At 60.5% G+C, this 18,676-nt stretch carries 14 protein-coding genes and 2 pseudogenes; 8 read left to right on the plus strand and 8 right to left on the minus strand.

The features are described from left to right. Positions 1-72 precede the first annotated feature (72 nt). Positions 73-1,473, plus strand: coding sequence for a dihydrolipoyl dehydrogenase (gene lpdA, locus PSH65_RS31540; protein WP_305424371.1), 1,401 nt, complete (start codon positions 73-75; stop codon positions 1,471-1,473). 140 nt (positions 1,474-1,613) lie between these two features. On the opposite strand, the gene PSH65_RS31545 is transcribed toward lpdA, so the two are convergent. After that, the gene (locus PSH65_RS31545) at positions 1,614-2,087 is read right to left on the minus strand and encodes an Lrp/AsnC family transcriptional regulator (RefSeq protein WP_038980472.1); all 474 of its coding nucleotides are present in this window, start codon (positions 2,085-2,087) and stop codon (positions 1,614-1,616) included. A gap of 145 nt (positions 2,088-2,232) precedes the next feature. On the opposite strand from PSH65_RS31545, the gene PSH65_RS31550 reads away from it, so the two are divergent. Beyond that, positions 2,233-2,862: a LysE family translocator gene (locus PSH65_RS31550; protein ID WP_305427076.1), complete on the plus strand. Its 630-nt coding sequence runs from the start codon at positions 2,233-2,235 to the stop codon at positions 2,860-2,862. Between the two features lie 6 nt (positions 2,863-2,868). Here PSH65_RS31550 and PSH65_RS31555 read toward each other — a convergent pair. The 6 genes and pseudogenes from PSH65_RS31555 to PSH65_RS31580 form a co-directional block, all read right to left on the minus strand. Next, positions 2,869-4,998 (minus strand): annotated as a pseudogene (locus PSH65_RS31555) (hypothetical protein); the annotation flags it as partial. Further along, on the minus strand, positions 4,985-6,178 hold the full coding sequence (locus PSH65_RS31560; RefSeq protein WP_305424372.1) for a DUF3142 domain-containing protein: 1,194 nt from the start codon (positions 6,176-6,178) through the stop codon (positions 4,985-4,987). The gene PSH65_RS31560 and the pseudogene PSH65_RS31555, both read right to left, overlap by 14 nt. 131 nt (positions 6,179-6,309) lie before the next feature. Next, positions 6,310-6,687 carry a DUF6124 family protein gene (locus PSH65_RS31565; RefSeq protein WP_305424373.1) on the minus strand — a complete coding sequence of 126 codons (378 nt, stop codon included), beginning with the start codon at positions 6,685-6,687 and terminating at the stop codon, positions 6,310-6,312. A 431-nt stretch (positions 6,688-7,118) separates the two neighbouring features. Beyond that, a pseudogene (locus PSH65_RS31570) lies at positions 7,119-9,150 on the minus strand (pyridoxamine 5'-phosphate oxidase family protein). Between the two features lie 63 nt (positions 9,151-9,213). Beyond that, positions 9,214-9,840, minus strand: a complete 627-nt coding sequence (locus tag PSH65_RS31575) for a glutathione S-transferase family protein (protein WP_305424374.1) — start codon at positions 9,838-9,840, stop codon at positions 9,214-9,216. A gap of 127 nt (positions 9,841-9,967) precedes the next feature. Further along, positions 9,968-10,870, minus strand: coding sequence for a LysR family transcriptional regulator (locus PSH65_RS31580; protein WP_305424375.1), 903 nt, complete (start codon positions 10,868-10,870; stop codon positions 9,968-9,970). A gap of 159 nt (positions 10,871-11,029) precedes the next feature. On the opposite strand from PSH65_RS31580, the gene PSH65_RS31585 reads away from it, so the two are divergent. The 6 genes from PSH65_RS31585 to PSH65_RS31610 are packed head-to-tail and all read left to right on the plus strand — an operon-like array spanning position 11,030 to position 16,768. Further along, positions 11,030-11,653 carry a CDP-alcohol phosphatidyltransferase family protein gene (locus PSH65_RS31585; RefSeq protein ID WP_305424376.1) on the plus strand — a complete coding sequence of 208 codons (624 nt, stop codon included), beginning with the start codon at positions 11,030-11,032 and terminating at the stop codon, positions 11,651-11,653. A gap of 39 nt (positions 11,654-11,692) precedes the next feature. Next, complete coding sequence (locus PSH65_RS31590) at positions 11,693-13,450, plus strand: bifunctional alpha/beta hydrolase/class I SAM-dependent methyltransferase (RefSeq protein WP_305424377.1); 1,758 nt, start codon at positions 11,693-11,695, stop codon at positions 13,448-13,450. Then, the gene (locus tag PSH65_RS31595; RefSeq protein WP_305424378.1) at positions 13,447-14,757 is read left to right on the plus strand and encodes a phosphatase PAP2/dual specificity phosphatase family protein; all 1,311 of its coding nucleotides are present in this window, start codon (positions 13,447-13,449) and stop codon (positions 14,755-14,757) included. Before PSH65_RS31590 ends, PSH65_RS31595 begins: the two co-directional genes overlap by 4 nt. Beyond that, the gene (locus PSH65_RS31600; protein WP_305424379.1) at positions 14,747-15,202 is read left to right on the plus strand and encodes a hypothetical protein; all 456 of its coding nucleotides are present in this window, start codon (positions 14,747-14,749) and stop codon (positions 15,200-15,202) included. The genes PSH65_RS31595 and PSH65_RS31600 overlap by 11 nt, the downstream gene beginning before the upstream one ends. Positions 15,203-15,213: 11 nt before the next feature. Continuing rightward, the gene (locus PSH65_RS31605; RefSeq protein ID WP_305424380.1) at positions 15,214-15,834 is read left to right on the plus strand and encodes a 1-acyl-sn-glycerol-3-phosphate acyltransferase; all 621 of its coding nucleotides are present in this window, start codon (positions 15,214-15,216) and stop codon (positions 15,832-15,834) included. Between the two features lies 1 nt (position 15,835). Continuing rightward, the gene (locus tag PSH65_RS31610; protein WP_305424381.1) at positions 15,836-16,768 is read left to right on the plus strand and encodes a phosphatidate cytidylyltransferase; all 933 of its coding nucleotides are present in this window, start codon (positions 15,836-15,838) and stop codon (positions 16,766-16,768) included. A gap of 74 nt (positions 16,769-16,842) precedes the next feature. Here PSH65_RS31610 and glmS read toward each other — a convergent pair whose 3' ends face one another. After that, positions 16,843-18,675 (minus strand): glutamine--fructose-6-phosphate transaminase (isomerizing), encoded by a 1,833-nt coding sequence (gene glmS / locus PSH65_RS31615; RefSeq protein WP_305424382.1) that lies wholly within the window; start codon positions 18,673-18,675, stop codon positions 16,843-16,845. Between the last annotated feature and the right edge of the window lies 1 nt (position 18,676).

The raw sequence follows: 18,676 nt of genomic DNA on the forward strand, positions 1-18,676 counted from the left end.
GCACATATTACGTTCGTAATTTTATCGAAGACTAACTTTATCGATCCCACCCCTTTCACCAGGAGTACCACTATGAGCACCTATGACGTCGTGATTCTGGGCGCAGGCCCCGGCGGTTATAACGCAGCGATCCGCGCCGGCCAGCTGGGCCTGAAAGCGGCGTGCGTGGAAGGCCGCGCCACTCTGGGCGGGACCTGCCTGAATGTCGGCTGCATGCCGTCCAAGGCGCTGCTGCATGCCTCCGAACTCTACGACGCGGCCATGGGGGCGGAATTCGCCAACTTGGGGATTGAGGTCAAACCCGTCCTCAACCTTGCTCAAATGATGAAGCAGAAGGATGAAAGCGTTACCGGGCTGACCAAAGGCATCGAGTTTCTGTTTCGCAAAAACAAAGTCGACTGGATCAAGGGCTGGGGCCACATCGACGGCCCGGGCAAAGTCACGGTGACCGACAGCCAGGGCGCCAAGACCGAGCTGAGCACCAAGGACATCGTTATCGCCACCGGTTCCGAACCCACTCCCCTGCCCGGCGTGGACATCGATAACAAACGCATCCTCGACTCCACGGGCGCGCTGTCGCTGAGCGAAGTGCCGAAACACCTGGTGGTGATCGGGGCCGGGGTGATCGGCCTGGAGCTGGGTTCGGTATGGCGGCGCCTGGGTGCTCAGGTGACGGTGGTCGAATTTCTTGATCGGATCTGCCCCGGTGTGGATGGCGAAGCGGGCAAGAGCCTTCAGCGCTCATTGAGCAAGCAAGGCATCCGCTTCAAGTTGAGCTCGAAAGTCACCAGCGCCACGACGTCGGCGAGCGGTGTTCAGCTCAGCGTCGAACCGGCCGCGGGTGGCACCGCCGAGTTGCTTGAAGCCGATTACGTGTTGGTGGCCATTGGTCGGCGCCCTTACACCCAAGGCCTGGGACTGGAAAACGTCGGTCTTGCCACGGACAAACGCGGCATGCTCGCCAATCAGGGCCACCGCACCGAGGCCGCTGGCGTCTGGGTGATCGGTGATGTCACGTCGGGGCCGATGCTCGCCCACAAGGCCGAGGACGAAGCCATGGCCTGCATCGAGCAGATCGTCGGCAAGGCCGGCGAGGTCAATTACAACCTGATCCCCAGCGTGATCTACACCAAACCGGAGCTGGCCAGCGTCGGCAAGACCGAAGAACAGCTGAAGGCCGAAGGTCGCGCCTATAAAGTCGGCAAATTTCCCTTCACCGCCAACAGCCGGGCGAAAATCAACCATGAAACCGAAGGCTTCGCCAAAGTATTGGCCGATGAGCGCACCGACGAAGTCCTCGGCGTGCACCTTGTGGGCCCGAGCGTCAGTGAAATGATTGGCGAATATTGCGTGGCCATGGAGTTCAGCGCCTCGGCCGAAGACATCGCCCTGACCTGTCATCCACACCCGACCCGCTCCGAGGCATTGCGCCAGGCGGCAATGGATGTGGAGGGGATGGCGACGCAGATGTAGGGCCGATGATTTGGCGATGACTGAACTGACGCTTTCGCGAGCAAGCCCGCGCCCACAGTAGATCTTCAGTGAACACAGGTTCTGTGTTCGACAATGATCGAATGTGGGAGCGGGCTTGCTCGCGAATGGGTCGACTCGGTCTAAAGCGGCAAATGCTCCAACGGCAATGCCCCCGGCGTCTTCACCGTGTGAATCGCAAAGTTGCTGCGGATGTCGCTCACACCCGGCAATTTCAGCAGTCGCCCGGTGAGAAAACGGTCATAGGCGCGCAAATCCGGCACCACCACTTGCAGCAGAAAATCCGACTCTCCTGACACCAGGAACGCCGAAATCACCTCAGGCAATGCCGTCACGGCCAAGCGAAACGCTTCCGCCTGTTCATCGTTGTGTCGTTCGACTTTGACCCCGACAAACACCGTCAGCCCAAGGCCCACTTCATCTCTATCCAGATTGGCCTGATAGCCGCGAATCACTCCCGCTTCTTCCAGCATCCGTACCCGACGCAAACAGGGCGAGGCGGACAAACCGATTTCGTCAGCCAATTGCACGTTGCTCAGGCGACCGTCCCGTTGCAGCGCCGCGAGAATCTTGCGGTCGTAGGCGTCCAGTTTCATGGTTTGGCAGATCCCGATGGTTCGATCGTCACAAAATGGCAGGTTATGCCAAATATGGAAGCTTTAGAAGCTGACTACGCAACCACCTGCCCTGCTCTTCAGCCATAGACTGATCCGACCAAATCGACAACGAATGGGGTGCAACATGGCAGGTCTCTGGCTGTTTTTCATGGCGCTGGCGGTGGTGTACCTGTTGCCCGGCCCAGACATGATTCTGCTGTTGCAGACCGGCGCGCGTCAGGGCAAAAGCGCGGCACTGGCCACGGCGTTGGGGCTGGGCATCGCGCGTGGTTGTCATGTGGCCTTGGCCGCGTTGGGTTTGGCGGCGCTGTTCAAGACGGCACCCTGGACTTTCGACGTGGTGCGCCTGGTCGGGGCCGCGTACCTGCTGTGGATCGGCATTCAGTGCCTGCGAAGCACGATGCTGCCGAGCTTGAACGGTACAGGCGCAACCACCGAAAAACCGCATTGGCGCGAGGCGATCCTGCGCGGTTTGCTGACCAATCTGCTCAACCCCAAGGCGCTGCTGTTTTGCTCGGTGCTGTTGCCACAATTTATTGAGCCGCACGCCGGGCCAGTGCTCGCGCAATTTGCAACGCTGGGCATGATGCTGGTCGGTGTCGGGTTGTTGTTCGACAGCGCCTACGCGCTGGTCGGCGCCGCACTGGGCCGCTGGCTGCAACGCAGTCCATCGGCCCAGAGGGTGCAGCAGTGGTTGTTCGGCAGCCTGCTGATCGGCTTCGCGGTGCGGCTGACCTTTGTGCAGCAGGGTTGAGGGTAATCGCGCTCTACGACGGCGGCGACTGATCAGCAGTAAAGCCGCCGCCGTGATCGCCACAATAGCGCCTACTTGCACCGGTTTCTTGTAAGGCCGCAGCGTCGAACGCGTAGCATCAGTAGCCTGGGTGACATAACGCTTGCTGGCGTTTTCAAAGTCGGGATAAGGGCATTGGTGACCGAAGTTCTCCGCCCAATCCACGTATGGCCCTTCTTTCACATACCGTTGATAGAACGCACGTTCTTCTTCAACGCTGGTGTTCCACCCCGCCGCCGCACACAACACTGCCGCAAAAGCCTGGCTGGTATGAGGCAGATTATCGGCAGCACGACTGGCCAAATCCGTTGCGACATAACGATAGTGATAGCGCTGATCGGGTTGAGCGGCGTTGGCTTGCTGACGCAGGACTTCATCTTCAGCCACTAACGGGCCGACCTTTAGCTCACGGCTCTCAAGGCTGTAATTACCGCCGAACGTGGCGTAATCCGGCGCCATTTCATAGCCGAGAAGCTCCATGCCCCATTGGCGTGCCGTCGATGCGGCATTGAACAACGCCGCGGCACGTTTGGTCGGCCACCAGGCAGCGTCCGCATCCTGACGATACTGACCATACGCCTTGGCCTTGTTCTGCAGTTCAACGTTGTCGAAGTAAGCCGGGGCTTCGTCATAGCGCCCTTCACGCAGCAGACGCCGCCCGAGCAAATTGCGCAGGTTCGCGGCTACCGACAACGGCACATAATTGTCGCGATCCTGTTGGCTGAGCGGCGGCGGTGCCGGCACCTGAGTGTCGACGTACTGCTTGAGTTCATCGAGGGTCAGCACCCGCTCGGCCACGGTGGCCGCGTCGTACCAGTAAATGCTTTGGCTGCGATAGAGCTGATCAAAGGCTTGCAGATAATCGCCGCGTTGCAGGGCCAGGATCGCGCTTTCGCCGTCGACCCGGCACTTGGGCTGGAGCGTTTCATAATCCCAATCCGGGGTCCGGCGATCGCCCCAGGATTCATTCTGCGGGAACGCTTGGGCGGCCTTGGCATAGGCCGCCGCGGCAGCGTTTTTGTCGCCATCACGCAACGCCAGTTTCGCCCGCAGCCACCACGCGAGGCCGCCGTCTCCGGCCTGTTCGAGGAAAGCTTTGGCGCTGGCGTAATCGCCCTGTTGATAATTCACTGCCGCCAGGCGATCAGCATTATCCAGGCTGCCACGGGTGCTGGTTTGCAGCAGTTTGATCAGTTTCTGTTCGCTGGGCGGTTGATCACCGAATGACCAGCCCTGTCGGCTGATCAAGGAGGCCGTCACCAATTGCTGTACCCGTTTGCCCTTGAGCAATCGGGCCAATTGATCGTCAGGCATCGCCGCCAGATCGGTCATCAGCCACTTCAGCGAGCTGTACCCCACCGCCGAACCATGGAGGTTTTGCGTGGCGTAGAGTTCGATGGCGTTGTCCCAGTCGCCGGCGGTGCGGGCCACTCGCGCTTCTTCGCCGAGGCTGGCAACACCCAATTCCAACGGGTCGCTGAAGCCGTCGATACTCAGCTGACGAGTCTTTTCGAAGGCTTTGCGCGATTGAGCCAGCAGGTCCGGGCCGGCATCTGCCTCTGAACTCATGGCAAACAGTGCCCGGCCCAACGAGTACGCCGCCCAGGTGCTGCGAAACGCCCGTTGATCCGCCGGCAGCGCCAGCACTTTCTGAAAGTATTCGGCGGCCAGGCCATGATCACCGGCGTTGAACGCCACAGCACCCGCCAGATAGAGCGAGTGCTCGGCCGGCAGGCTCGCGCCTTGCTCTTCAACCTGTTGGGCATCGGTCAGGCTACGCAGCTGTTGCACTAGTGCTTGCTGTTCAGGCGTCAACCCGGCCTGTTCGGCAGTGTTACGCTGATCGGAGTAATCGGGCGCATCGCCGTAGCCGTCATCCGGATTATGGGTGGCCGCCGTGACGTTCTTCAGGCCCGCGATAGCATGCCCGAGGCGACTGATCTCAAAATTGAAGTTGCCTTCCGGCAGCTCAGCCAGCGACTGGCCACGGTTGTCCAGCAGGCGCATGGGAAAGTCCGGCCCGCAGGCCAGCGCCGAACCCAACGGCAGGCTGAGGCTCAGGCAAAGCACATGGCGGGGCCAGTTACGGGTGAACATTCGAACCTCCTTGATCAATAGTTGCGCAGCGTGCCCAACCGATGGCGCGCTGCCCGCCGGCCGGGATTCGCCCCTCGCGCAGGCGGGTGAAGGTAAGCAGATCCGGGCGTTGTTGCAATGCATAACCGGCCAATGCATCGGCGCCATCGCAGCCCTGCACCGCCAGTGTCAGGCGTTCGGGCCAGGCGCTATCGAGGTTGCCTTGGTTGCTGACGCTGATGTCATAGAGGCCGTCCTGCGCCGAGAGCTTCAGCCCCACGCGGCTGTCGAGCGTATCGCCACGCGCCACCGCGATTAGCGTCGTCAGGCTCCAGGCCCTGCGATCATTGGCCAGCGGCAGGCGAAACCAGATCAGCCCGGCCAGATGAGCCGGCGGATCGGCGCGTAACTCGGCGCCGAGTTTGCTCAGTTGCAGCGGATCCGCCATTAGCTCCCGGCGCTTGCCGCCTCGCTCGATGGGCACTTCACTTTCCACCACCGGCGCGCCACTGGCCCCTGGCAACAACGCCACGCCATAAGCCGGCAGCGCCAGATAAAACGGTTTCGACGTGATACGGCTCCAGGCCTTGGCCCATTGCCGTGCCTGATTCGGATCGAACAGCCCACGCCGTGGATCGCTCACCGCGTGCACCTGCAATACGCTGCTGTCGACCGTCGCCAGCAGCGCCGGCAATTCTGGGCTGTCGAGCCAGGCCGGCAACGCGGTGATGCTCAGTGGCAAGGAGGTTGGCAGAACAGCGCGTAAATGCGTGAGAAATTCGCGGTAGGCCGGTAGCCGGGCGTTGCCCGCATCGTGGTCGATTTCCACGCCGGAGAGGATCAGCCCCTGCCCTTGCCAATCGCTGAGCACCTGCTGGATGTGCGCCGTGACCTCGCCCTGATCCAGTCCCTTGAGCTGGCCATCCAGACGAATCACTGCAATCAGCGGCCGGCCATCACGCTTGAGCAGCGCCGGATCGATCCGCGCCCGGCTCCAGCCGGCCTGCGGAAACGCCTGCAAGGCCAGTACTCGTAAGGTCGAAAAATCGGCACGGCTGTCGCGCAGCGCGGCGTCATGGGCCTGCGTCCATTGCCGTTGCCAGACATAGAGTTGCTGATCGAGCGGCGTCGCGTCCGGTTGCTTGCAACCGTTGAGCAACACCGCCGCCAGCAAAACGATCAAGCGCGTGAAATAAACCATGAAAAACCTTATCCCTGAAATGCAAAAAGGGCCTCTCAAGGCCCTTTGTCGCTCTGCTCGCTACCCTACTCAGCCATTGGCTTGCGGGCAATGATCACCTGATTTTTCGCCATTACCGCTCCCACATCAAATCAGCTGTGTGGCGCAGGTTTTGGTATGGCGACGTTATCCAGCATCCGGTTCACCGCCAGTTCCGCCAGCATGACGATCTGTTGAATCGCCATCGCCGTATGCCGGTGCGGCCCTTCCAGATACCCCGCAAAGTCACTCGCCATCACACTGGCCTGGGCCAACGACTCACAGGTGTGGGCCAACAGGTCTTCGTCTTTGATATCCGGCGCAACCATAAACATCGTGCTCGGCTTGCGGGCGACCGGTGCTTTGAGGGCCGAGGGGTTGAGGTAGTGATCGAGCGCGCGCTCGGCGGCTTCGTTGAGCTTTTTTGAATTGGGGGATTCGTAGGGGGAAACGTCGTCGGTTTCCGGGGGATTCGGTGTGGCTTTGAACATGGTGAAACTCCATTCGAGAACTGGAGTTCGCCAACACTGCGACCAAGCAGAAGGGTGGCGAACCGTACGCGGGTTGGTCGACCAGGGAATGGAACCCGGCAGGGCCTAAGCCCTCCCACGCACAGCTCGCCATGAAGCAAGCACAAAAGTGCGCCATTCTAAACCTGAGCGACCAAACCCGATCACTGAATTTGCAGTGACTCCCAAAGCCTATCCCTCGGACTTCTGATACGAAAACCGCTAGAACTTGTCGGATTTGTCCTTCAGAACAGCCAAATTTGTAGGATGTTCGCAAATATTTTCAGGCCAGCCGAGATCGAATGTGGGAGCGGGCTTGCTCGCGAAGGCTGTTTAACATTCAACGTGGAAGTTGTCTGAGACACCGCTTTCGCGAGTAAGCCACAGGGGATTTTCTGTGTTGTCTGGTTCAGTTACAGATCCAGCACCAACGGCTGCGAACCCTGCGCCGGCACCGCACAACAAATCAGCACCTCTCCCGCATCGGGAACCTCCGCCGGAGGCTGTGGATAATTCACCTCTCCGCTGATCAACCGGGTTTTGCAGGTCCCGCAGGAACCCCCGCGGCAACTGAATTCCGGGCGCAGGCCACGGCTTTCCGCCAACTCCAGCAAACTGCCGCCGTCCGGCTGCCAACGCGCCTCTTTCGCCGAGCGCTGGAACACGACGGGCACCGAAACGGTGGCGGCCGGTAATTGCTCGATGACCACCGCGCCCGGGTCCGGCTTGCGACGCAGTGTGGACGGGCCAAAGGTTTCGGCATGAATCCTTGAATCAGGGACATCCAGATCCCTCAGGCTGTCGTAAAGCCCTTGGGTAAAACCTCCCGGACCGCACAGGACAAAATCCACCTGGTCGTAGTCCTCCACCTCAAGAATGGTCTTGAGCAAGTCGGCGTCGATGCGCCCTGTCAGGTCGTAATCTTCACCCTCACGGGCATCGGACTCCGGCTGACTGAGCAAACGCAGCACACGCACCCCATCACCGAGGCCGTCGAGCAAGCGATCCAGCTCAGGACGAAACGGTTGATCGGCCAAAGGTCCGCGAGCTCTGGAAGAACCACACAGGACGGATGCGCCGCGTACGCAGGCCTTGATAAACCACCTCACGCAGCATCGACAGCAGCGGCGTGATCCCCACGCCGGCGGCCAATAACACCAGCGGCCGACGCTCATTCGGCACCACGGTGAAATGCCCTTGAGGCGAGCGGGCTTCAAGCACATCGCCGACACGAATTTGCTCATGCAGGTGCGAGGACACCAGGCCTTCACGCTTCACGCTGATGCGGAAAAAGTCATCGGATGGCGCGCTCGACAGGCTGTACGTGCGGATGTGCACATCGCCGGCGATGTTGAACCGCAAGGGCAAATGTTGCCCGGCTTGAAACACTGGCAACCCGGCGCCATCGGCAGGCTCCAGATAGATCGAACGGATGTTGTGGCTCTCCTGCTCGATGCGCATCACTCGCAGCGGCCGCCAGTGATCCCCCAGCGCCTGGGCTTGCAGGCGTGCGTTCGCCTGCGCCCAGGTGCCGGTCAGCAAACTGGTGGGCGACACACCGTCAAAGCGCCAACGCAAGGCCAGCGCCGCAGGCCGACGCACCACGCGCTCAACCTCGAAAGTCCACAGCCGCTCGGCCCCTTGAAAGGCTTCGATCTGCGGGCCTTCGAGGATGACTTGCGTGCGACCGCTGAGGTGCAGCAGGTCGCCCGAATCGAAATCGATGAACAGCAAACCGGCCCGAGGGTTGATCAGCAGGTTGCCCAAGGTATTGAAGAACAGGTTGCCGGCGAAGTCCGGGATGGTCAGGCGATTGCCTTCTATCTGGACGAAACCGGCCTGGCCGCCCCGATGAGAAACGTCCACCGAGCGTTGGCCATCGACGTCCACATAGCTGGCGACAAAGAAGGTATCGGCGCTGGTAATCATGGCTTTGGCCGCGTCATCCAGCCCATTGAGATGCTGCGCGATACGGGTCTCCGGATCCGCCAATGGCACCGAGCGAAACTGGCGCAATTGAATGTATTGCGGGCAATTGCCGAAGGATTGCTCCACCGTCACCTCGAAGCCGCTTGCCGTTACAGCGCCGACTCGACCATTGAGGCGGTTGCGACGTCGGGTGTGCAGTTCGATACCGAGCAGACCGATCGCCGCCCCGTCTTGCAGTTGTGCAGGGTCGTCGCGGCCGGGCAGGCTACCGAGCTGCAACAGCGCGGGCTCGGGGGATTTCGCAAAGCCCGGCGCCCCTTCAAGAATACTGGCCCAAGGGTTGCCGTCAGCATCCACCGCGCCGTACAGCATGAACGGCAGTTGCTGATAGAACGTACGGTGCTGGTCCGGCATCTCGCCGCGAATCACCCTACGACCCAATGCGTCCATTCGTTCGACGACACCTACATGAGCCTGCAATTGTTTCTCGCCTGCGTGCCAAGGTGAACGTTCCATAACGGCTTCTCCCCTGCGCTCATTGCGCAATAAGAATGGCTCGACCGAATCGGGCCGTGAGCATCAGGCAGTTTTTTGCAAACCGGCGACGGTGCGCGGCATGCCGACAAACCCTGGCAAGGCTTCAATGCGCGCCAGCCAGGCGCGGATGTTGGCGTAGTCATCCAGCGACACATTGCCTTCCGGTGCGTGGGCGATGTAGCTGTACGCGGCGATATCGGCAATGGTCGGCTCGCTGCCGGCCAGATAGGACGTTGCGCCCAATTCCTGATCGATCACTTTGAGCCAGGTGTGGGAAAAAGCGATCACCTCTTCAGCGTTGTAAGGCGCACCAAACACAGTGATTAGCCTTGCCCTGCCAGGGCCAAAGGCAATCGGCCCGGCGGCGACCGACAACCAGCGCTGAACCTTGGCTGCACCGACCGGATCGGTTGGCAGCCAGCGACCGTTGCCGTATTTGCGCGCAAGGTAAACCAGGATCGCGTTGGAGTCGGCCAGCACCATGCCTTGATCATCAATCACCGGAATCTGGCCGAACGGGTTGAGCGCAAGAAAGTCCGCTTGCTTGTGTGCGCCCTTGGCCAGATCGACGAAGATCAGCTCGGTCGGCAGTTGCAACAACGACAGCATCAGCTCTACACGGTGAGCATGGCCGGAACGGGGAAAGTTGTAGAGTTTGATGGCTTGCATGGTCGACTCCGCTGGGTAGTGGCGCTATCCAGGAAAGGATCGGCGCCGATGGGAGCTATCTTCCATCCCCAGCCAAAACAACAGAATAACCAGCAAACGCAATCCATTATTTCAGCCAGTGCAATAACTAACCCTGCAGGGCCGGGTGTTCACGCAGTACGTTCACCGCGAAGTCCACAAAACTGCGAACCCGCACCGGGGCTTTGCGCCCACCCTGGTAGACCACATGAATGGGCAATGGCGGCAGTTCGAAGTCAGCCAGAACGATTTCCAGCTCACCCGAGGCGACCTTGCTCGCCACCTGATACGACAGGATTCGGGTCAACCCCAGTCCCATGGCGGCGGCAGTGATCGCCGCTTGATTGGCGGAGACCACCAGACGTGGCTCCGGACGAACACTGATCGGCTCTCCCGCTTCAAGGAACGGCCAGCTTCTGGGCTGCCCGATGGACGAGGTGGCGATGATCGGGGCACGGCTCAAATCCGCAGGATGCCGAGGCCGGCCATGGTCGCTCAGGAATCCAGGGGAAGCGCAGATCACCCGCCGCACCTCGCCCACGCGAATTGCATGTTGATTGCTGTCAGGCAACTCACCGATGCGCACAGCCACATCGATGCCCTCCTCGACCATGCTCACCACACGATCGACCAGTACAGCGTTGATACTGACTTCAGGGAACTGAGTCAGATAACCGACCATGAGCGGCGTGACGAACAAATCGCCGAACAATACTGGTGCCGTGATCGTCAGTTGCCCACGGGGCTGGGCATGGCTTCCGGCTGCCGAATCCTCGGCTTCCTGCACTTCGGCGAGAATTCTCCGACAGTCCTCCAGATAACGCTGACCCGCCTCGCTCAAATGCACGCTGCGGGTGGTGCGCGTCAGCAACTGGGTGCCGATGCGTTTCTCCAGCGCCGCCACCGCGCGGGTGACGCTGGCCGCCGACATCCCCAAACGCCGCGCCGCCGCCGAGAAGCCTTGCTCCTGAGCGACTGCGGCGAAGACCTGCATTTCCTGGAAGCGGTCCATGGATTAACTCCTGAGCACTGAAAAACGCGAGGCCGACAGTTCCCGATTGGACCTGGATATCGCTGGAAGAGGATGAGCCGTGCAGTTTTACTGGCATTCTGATTATTGTGACGTATAACCCTGAACGTTCACGCTTTCAATTGCTGAGACCGTATCCAGATGCCCTCCATCTACCAACTTAAACCCGCCTTTCAGAATCTGTTGCGACCGCTGGTTCAGCGATTGTTCGATAACGGCACCACCGCCAATCAAATCACCGTGCTGGCCGGCGTCATTTCGGTCGTGACGGGCGTCGGGATTGCCTGTTTCGCCAATCACCTGTGGATATTTCTGCTGATTCCCGTGTGGATGATCCTGCGGATGGCGCTGAACGCCATCGACGGCATGCTGGCCCGGGAATTCGGCCAGCAGTCGCGCCTCGGCGCCTACCTGAATGAACTGTGCGATATCGTGGCCGACAGCGCGCTGATCCTGCCTTTTGCCCTGATTCCCGGCGTGAGTGTGTTGATTGTGCTGTTGGTCACGCTGCTGGCATTGTTCAGCGAGTACAGTGGCGTCCTCGGGCCGATGATAGGCGCCTCGCGGCGTTACGACGGCCCGATGGGCAAGAGTGATCGCGCGTTTGTACTGGGCGTCTTGGCCACCGGCATTGCCATCGGCTGGATCAACGCGTTGTGGATTAACATTGTGTTTGCGGTGGTCGCCGTACTGCTGGCTTACACCTTGGTCAACCGGGTCCGTCTGGGCCTGAAAGAAGTGCAGGAAAACGCTCCCTCGGCATAAGGCCTCAGCGTAAGGCTCCCCAAGCATAAGGAAAGTGCAATGCGTGAAACTCAGAGTCAGACCTTCACTACCCACGACGGCGTTGAACTGTTCTACCGTCATTGGCCAGCCACGGCGGGTAACCCTGGCGAACCGCGCAAGGCTGTGCTGCTGTTTCATCGCGGCCATGAACACTCGGGGCGTATCGCCCACCTGGTGGATGAGCTGGACCTGCCAGCGTTCGACTTCTTTGCCTGGGACGCGCGCGGCCATGGTCAGTCGCCGGGCGCTCGCGGTGACAGCCCGAGTTTCGCCACCAGCGTGCGTGACGTGCAGACCTTTTGCGATCACCTGAACGCGACCCACCAGATCGACGAAGAGAACATGGCCGTGATCGCCCAGAGCGTCGGCGCGGTGATTGCCTCGACCTGGGTCCACGACTATGCACCGCGCATCCGCTCGTTGGTGCTTGCGTCGCCCGCCTTCAAGGTCAAGCTCTACGTACCTTTCGCCCGTCCGGGCCTGGCGCTGATGCGCAAGTTTCGCGGCAACTTTTTCGTCAACAGCTACGTCAAGGCCAAGTTCCTCAGCCACGACCCGGAACGCGTCGCCTCCTACGACAGCGATCCGCTGATCACCAAGGCGATTTCAGTGAATGTGCTGCTCGGCTTGTATGAAGCCGCCGACCGTGTGGTGGCCGATGCGCAGGCGATTCAAGTGCCGACCCAATTGCTGATTTCCGGCTCGGATTTTGTGGTCCACCGCAAACCCCAGGAACAGTTTTTCGAACGCCTGGGCAGCCTGAAAAAAGAAAAACACATCCTCCCGGGCTTCTTCCACGACACGCTTGGGGAACGTGATCGCGCCGTGGCCATCGCCAGCGCCAAACGCTTTATCCTGCAAAACTTTGAATACCCGCTGGACCGGGCCTCGTTGCTCGATGCCGACAAAATCGGCCTGACCTGCGCCGAATCCGAATCCCTCGCCGCCCCGCTGCCGCACAACTCGTTGCGTGACCTGTACTGGCGCATGACCCGCGCCAGCATGCGCCTGGGCAGCCGGCTGTCTGACGGGGTGAAGCTGGGCTTCGACACCGGTTTCGATTCCGGCAGCACCTTGGACTATGTGTACCGCAACCAGCCCACCGGTAAGGGCGGGCTCGGGCGGATGATTGATCAGAACTACCTGAACTCCATCGGCTGGCGCGGTATTCGCCAGCGCAAACTCAACGTCGAAGAGTTGCTGCGCCTGACCATGGCCAAACTGCGCGAAGAAGGCCGACCGGTGCGCATCGTCGACATCGCCGCCGGTCACGGCCGCTACATTCTCGAAGCCTTGCAAGGTGTCAGCCCGCTACCGGAATCGATACTGTTGCGCGATTACAGCGACATCAATGTCCGTGACGGTGGTGCGCTGATTCGCGATAAGGGCCTTGGAGACATCGCGCAGTTCGTGAAAGGCGACGCGTTCGACCGCGCCGACCTGGCGGCACTGAACCCAAAGCCGACACTGGCGGTGGTGTCCGGGTTGTATGAACTGTTTGCCGACAATGCACTGGTCGGCGGCTCTCTGGCGGGCCTGGCCGAGGCCGTGGAGCCCGGTGGCTATCTGGTCTACACCGGTCAGCCCTGGCACCCGCAGCTGGAACTGATCGCCCGCGCCCTCACCAGTCACCGTCAAGGCCAGGCGTGGGTGATGCGTCGGCGCAGCCAGGCAGAAATGGATCAACTGGTGGAAGCAGCGGGTTTTCGCAAAATCACCCAGCGAGTGGATGAATGGGGGATCTTCACCGTGTCCCTCGCGCAACGGGTGCAATGATGGGGGCTGCCCCGAGAGAGCCGGGTCTGCTGAAACCCGCCGTGCTCTGGTTGCTGGTGCTGGCGCCGCTGTTTTTTGCCAGTTACGGCTTTGCCACGTGGGTCACGGCCCAGCGCAGCGATGTCGGCACCTTCGTTTTCGATTGGGAAACCGCCATGCCCTTCTGGGCCTGGACCATCGTCCCCTACTGGACGATTGATCTGCTGTACGGTTTTTCGCTGCTGCTGCCCGATAGTCGCCATGAACTCAAGCGCCACGCCTTGCGCCTGCTGAGTGCGCAAGTGATCTCGATCAGTTGTTTCCTGTTATGGCCGCTGCGCTTCACCTTCGAACGGCCTGAACTGGACGGGGTGTTCGGCTGGCTGTTCGCAGTGCTGGCCGGGTTCGACAAGCCGTTCAATCAGGCGCCATCGCTGCACATCGCCCTGCTGGTGATTTTGTGGGTCATGTACCAACGGCACTCTCAAGGGCTATGGCGCTGGCTGGTGCACGGTTGGTTCGCATTGATCGGGATTTCGGTGCTGACCACTTATCAACATCACTTTATCGACTTACCCACAGGCGCCCTCGCCGGCTTGCTGTGCGTGTGGTTGTGGCCGCTGGATCGGCCCAGCCCCTTGAGTAGCCTGCGGTTGGCCAAGGATCCGAAACGCTGGCGCCTGGCCCTGCGTTATGGCATCGGTGCGGCGATATTCGCCATTCCAGCCTTTGGCCTGGGCGGCGGATGGCTGTGGCTGATCTGGCCTGCCGTGGCGTTGCTGTTGGTGGCGATCAACTACATGCTGCTGGACGCCGCCGGGTTTCAGAAACGCGCCGACGGCCGCCTTAGCCCGGCCGCCCGTTGGTTATTTGCGCCTTACGTGGCAGCGGCGTGGATCAACTCACGGCTTTGGACCCGCAAGCATCCGCAGCCCAATGAAGTTGTGGATAACGTTTGGCTCGGCAGGCTTCCCGACGCTGATCAGTTGGCGCCGTTCAACGCTGTGGTTGATCTATGCGCCGAGCTGCCGCTCAACCCGAGAGGCCGCGCCTATCAAAACGTTCCAATACTCGACCTGACCGCGCCCAGCGCTGAGCAATGTCTCGCCGCCGCCCAGGCTATTGAACACCTGCGCCACCAAGGTCCACTACTGGTCTGCTGCGCTTTGGGCTATTCGCGCAGCGCCACCGCTATCGCAGCCTGGTTGCTGCACAGCGGTCGAGCGGCCACTGTCGATGCCGCCGTGGCGATGATCCAGGCCGCACGTCCGCAAGTGGTGCTGCATTCGGCCCATCGCCTAGCCCTGGAGAACGCCTATGCCGGGTGATATGGAACTGCACGTGGTCGCCAGCCTGCTGCGCCGGGGCCGCACCCTCGATCAGTTATCCACAGGACTGACCTTGCTGGGTGTATTGTTCGGCCTGCTGCAACTGCTGCTGATCACCCCGACTGCGCCGTTCTTGATCCTCAGCGCCTGGCTGATCATCCTTGGGCTATGGCAAAAATACTGGGCGCTGCGGGTGGCCTTCGACGCTGACCTGTTTACTCTGATGGCCCGCGACACTGACGCTTTGTCAGACCGCACTCAAGCTCTCGACCAGGCCCTGCAAAACCTCGGCCTGCAACCGGCCACCCGTGCCGGCCGGCCCTGGATCGAACGTCAGCGCGGGGGGCTTAAACTGCTGCGCAAACAGGCTGTCCTGCTGGCCGCCCAAGTGCTGCCACCATTGGCTGTCATTCTGGCCAGCCCTTGGCTGCCCTTCGCTGGATAAGGAAATCGTTAATGTTCGAACCTGTGGTTGCCTTCCTCATCACCTCCATGGCCCGAACCGTTACTGGCGCCCGCAGCCTGTGGATGGGTTGCGCGCCGGAACCCGTGCAGCGCATTTATTTTGCCAACCACAGCAGCCACGGCGACTTCGTGCTGCTCTGGGCCTCGCTCCCTTCCGCCCTGCGCAAACTTACGCGACCGGTGGCCGGCAGCGACTACTGGAACAAGAGTGCCTTACGCCGGTACATCATCAGCCGGGTGTTCAACGGCGTGCTGATCGACCGCGAGCGCAAGGACCCTGTGGATAACCCGTTGCAACCCATGCTCGACGCCCTGCAGAAGGGTGATTCATTAATCATCTTTCCCGAAGGCACGCGCAATCCGGAAGAGGGTTTGCTGCCGTTCAAAAGCGGCTTGTACCACTTGGCAAAAAGTTACCCACAGGCCCAGGTGATTCCGGTGTGGATCGCCAACCTCAACCGGGTCATGCCCAAGGGCCGAGTACTGCCACTGCCGCTGCTGTGTACCACCAGTTTCGGCGCGCCCCTGCAACTGACTGAAGGCGAGAGCAAAGAGCAGTTCCTTTCACGCAGCCGCGACGCACTGCTGGCCCTCGCCCCGGAGCATTCCTGACATGGATAGACAAACCCTGATGCTATTCGGCGGGATCGGCATGATCCTGGTGCTGGCCTCACTGATTGGCCTGATCCTCAAACTGCGCACCCGGGGCACGCCCAATGCAGTCATCGAAAACCTCAACGCCCGCATCAACGCTTGGTGGGTGATGGTGGTGGTGATCGGCATCGCTTTTTGGCTGGGCACCGGCGCGGTGATCCTGCTGTTTTACGCGGTATCGTTCTATGCGCTACGCGAATTCCTCACCCTCATGCCCACCCGACGCAGCGACTACCCGGCGCTGGTGGCAGCGTTTTACCTGGCATTGCCGCTGCAATATCTGCTGATCTATTCCGATTGGTACGGACTATTCTCGATCTTCATTCCGGTGTACGTGTTTTTGCTGCTGCCGATCCTTGCGTCTCTCGGCGGCGACAGCACGCACTTCCTCGAGCGGGCGTCGAAAGTGCAATGGGGCTTGATGATCGCAGTGTTCTGCGTGTCGTTCGTGCCCGCCCTGCTGACCCTGGACATCGTCGGTTATGAAGGCCGCAACCTCCTGCTGATCGCGTATCTGGTGATCGTGGTGCAACTGTCGGACGTGCTGCAGTACGTATGCGGCAAATTGTTCGGCAAACACAAAATCGCGCCCACTCTATCGCCGTCGAAAACCGTTGAAGGCTTTGTCGGTGGCGTTTTGCTGTCCTCGCTGATTGGCGCAGCCTTGTGGTGGACCACACCATTCAGCCCGTGGCAGTCGTTCATGATTGCACTGCTGATCAACCTGCTGGGCTTTGCCGGCGGCATCGTGATGTCGGCAATCAAGCGTGATCGCGGCGTGAAGGATTGGGGGCACATGATCGAAGGCCATGGCGGGATGCTGGATCGACTGGATTCAGTGTGTTTTGCGGCGCCAATCTTCTTTCATCTTGTGCGGTATTGGTGGACTTGAAATAGCTGACCTTTCTCAAAAAAAAAGACCGCAGCCAAAACTGCGGTCTTTTGATTTCATCGCTTGTGGATAACTTATTCCACCGTCACCGACTTTGCCAAGTTACGCGGCTGGTCAACGTCAGTGCCTTTCAACACGGCAACGTAGTACGAGAGCAGCTGCAACGGAATGGTGTAGAGAATCGGCGACAGGATGTCGTGGATGTGCGGCATCTGGACGACATGAGTGCCTTCGCCATTGGTCATGCCGGCCTGCTCGTCGGCGAAGACGATCAGCTCACCGCCACGGGCGCGGACTTCCTGGAGGTTGGACTTCAGCTTCTCCAGCAACTCGTTGTTGGGCGCCACGGTGACTACGGGCATGTCGTTATCCACAAGCGCCAACGGGCCATGTTTCAGTTCGCCCGCCGGATAGGCTTCGGCGTGGATGTAGGAGATTTCCTTGAGTTTGAGCGCCCCTTCCATCGCCACCGGGAATTGCGCACCGCGACCGAGGAACAGCGTGTGGTTCTTTTCGGCGAACAGCTCGGCGATTTTCTCCACAGTGCTGTCCATGGCCAGGGCTTCACCCAAACGGGTCGGCAGGCGACGCAGTTCTTCGACCAGTGTGGCTTCGACACCTTCGGCCAACGTACCGCGAACCTGACCCAGCGACAGGGTCAGCAACAGCAGGCCAACCAGTTGAGTGGTGAAGGCTTTGGTCGAGGCCACGCCGATTTCACGACCGGCTTGAGTCAGCAGGGTCAGGTCCGATTCACGCACCAGGGAGCTGATGCCGACGTTGCAGATTGCCAGGCTGGCGAGGAATCCCAGTTCCTTGGCATTGCGCAGCGCGGCCAACGTGTCGGCGGTTTCACCTGACTGGGAGATGCTCACGAACAGGGTGTCCGGCTGCACCACCACCTTGCGATAGCGGAATTCGCTGGCGACTTCGACCTGACACGGGATGCCAGCCAGTTCTTCGAGCCAGTAACGGGCAACCATGCCGGCGTGATAGCTGGTGCCGCAGGCGACGATCTGTACATTGCGCACCTTGGCGAACAGCTCGGCGGCTTCTGGACCGAATGCCTCGACCAGCACCTGGTTATGACTCAGCCGACCTTCGAGGGTGCGCTGCACTACGACCGGTTGCTCGTGAATTTCCTTGAGCATGTAATGGCGGAATTCGCCCTTATCAGCGGCTTCGGCCCCATCACGGTACTGAACGCTTTCACGCTCGACGAGTGCACCGTTGATGTCCCAGATCTGCACGCTATCGCGGCGAATTTCGGCGATATCGCCTTCTTCCAGGTACATGAAGCGGTCTGTGACCTGGCGCAGGGCCAATTGGTCGGAGGCCAGGAAGTTTTCACCCAGGCCCAGACCGATCACCAGCGGGCTACCACTGCGGGCCGCCACCAGGCGATCCGGTTGAAGGGCGCTGATCACCGCCAGGCCGTAAGCACCGTGCAGCTCTTGCACGGTCGCTTTCAGGGCTACTGTCAGGTCGGGTTGCAGCTTGAGTTTTTCGTGCAGCAAATGCGCGATGACTTCAGTGTCGGTGTCCGATGTGAACACGTGGCCCAAAGCCTGGAGTTGCTCGCGCAGGGCTTCATGGTTCTCGATGATGCCGTTGTGCACCACCGCCAGATCGCCAGAAAAATGCGGGTGAGCATTGCGTTCACACGGCGCGCCGTGAGTCGCCCAGCGGGTGTGGGCAATGCCCAGACGGCCGACCAGCGGCTCTTCGATCAGCGCTTGTTCCAGTTCGCTGACCTTGCCCGGACGACGCGTGCGCAAGAGTTTTTCATCGTTGGTGTACACCGCCACACCGGCGCTGTCATAGCCACGGTATTCCAGACGCTTGAGGCCTTCGAGCAGGATGGCGGTAATGTTACGTTCTGCGACTGCGCCGACAATTCCACACATG

The organism is Pseudomonas sp. FP603 (assembly GCF_030687415.1).
Lineage (GTDB): Bacteria > Pseudomonadota > Gammaproteobacteria > Pseudomonadales > Pseudomonadaceae > Aquipseudomonas > Aquipseudomonas wuhanensis.

Excerpts from the sequence above, each read along its gene's own strand:
- PSH65_RS31610 (WP_305424381.1), top strand. The coding sequence starts at position 15,836 with ATGGATAGACAAACCCTGATGCTATTCGGCGGGATCGGCATGATCCTG.
- PSH65_RS31550 (WP_305427076.1), top strand. The coding sequence starts at position 2,233 with ATGGCAGGTCTCTGGCTGTTTTTCATGGCGCTGGCGGTGGTGTACCTG.
- lpdA (WP_305424371.1), top strand. The coding sequence starts at position 73 with ATGAGCACCTATGACGTCGTGATTCTGGGCGCAGGCCCCGGCGGTTAT.
- PSH65_RS31565 (WP_305424373.1), bottom strand. The coding sequence starts at position 6,687 with ATGTTCAAAGCCACACCGAATCCCCCGGAAACCGACGACGTTTCCCCC.
- PSH65_RS31590 (WP_305424377.1), top strand. The coding sequence starts at position 11,693 with ATGCGTGAAACTCAGAGTCAGACCTTCACTACCCACGACGGCGTTGAA.
- PSH65_RS31600 (WP_305424379.1), top strand. The coding sequence starts at position 14,747 with ATGCCGGGTGATATGGAACTGCACGTGGTCGCCAGCCTGCTGCGCCGG.
- PSH65_RS31545 (WP_038980472.1), bottom strand. The coding sequence starts at position 2,087 with ATGAAACTGGACGCCTACGACCGCAAGATTCTCGCGGCGCTGCAACGG.
- glmS (WP_305424382.1), bottom strand. The coding sequence starts at position 18,675 with ATGTGTGGAATTGTCGGCGCAGTCGCAGAACGTAACATTACCGCCATC.
- PSH65_RS31560 (WP_305424372.1), bottom strand. The coding sequence starts at position 6,178 with ATGGTTTATTTCACGCGCTTGATCGTTTTGCTGGCGGCGGTGTTGCTC.
- PSH65_RS31585 (WP_305424376.1), top strand. The coding sequence starts at position 11,030 with ATGCCCTCCATCTACCAACTTAAACCCGCCTTTCAGAATCTGTTGCGA.
- PSH65_RS31595 (WP_305424378.1), top strand. The coding sequence starts at position 13,447 with ATGATGGGGGCTGCCCCGAGAGAGCCGGGTCTGCTGAAACCCGCCGTG.
- PSH65_RS31605 (WP_305424380.1), top strand. The coding sequence starts at position 15,214 with ATGTTCGAACCTGTGGTTGCCTTCCTCATCACCTCCATGGCCCGAACC.
- PSH65_RS31575 (WP_305424374.1), bottom strand. The coding sequence starts at position 9,840 with ATGCAAGCCATCAAACTCTACAACTTTCCCCGTTCCGGCCATGCTCAC.
- PSH65_RS31580 (WP_305424375.1), bottom strand. The coding sequence starts at position 10,870 with ATGGACCGCTTCCAGGAAATGCAGGTCTTCGCCGCAGTCGCTCAGGAG.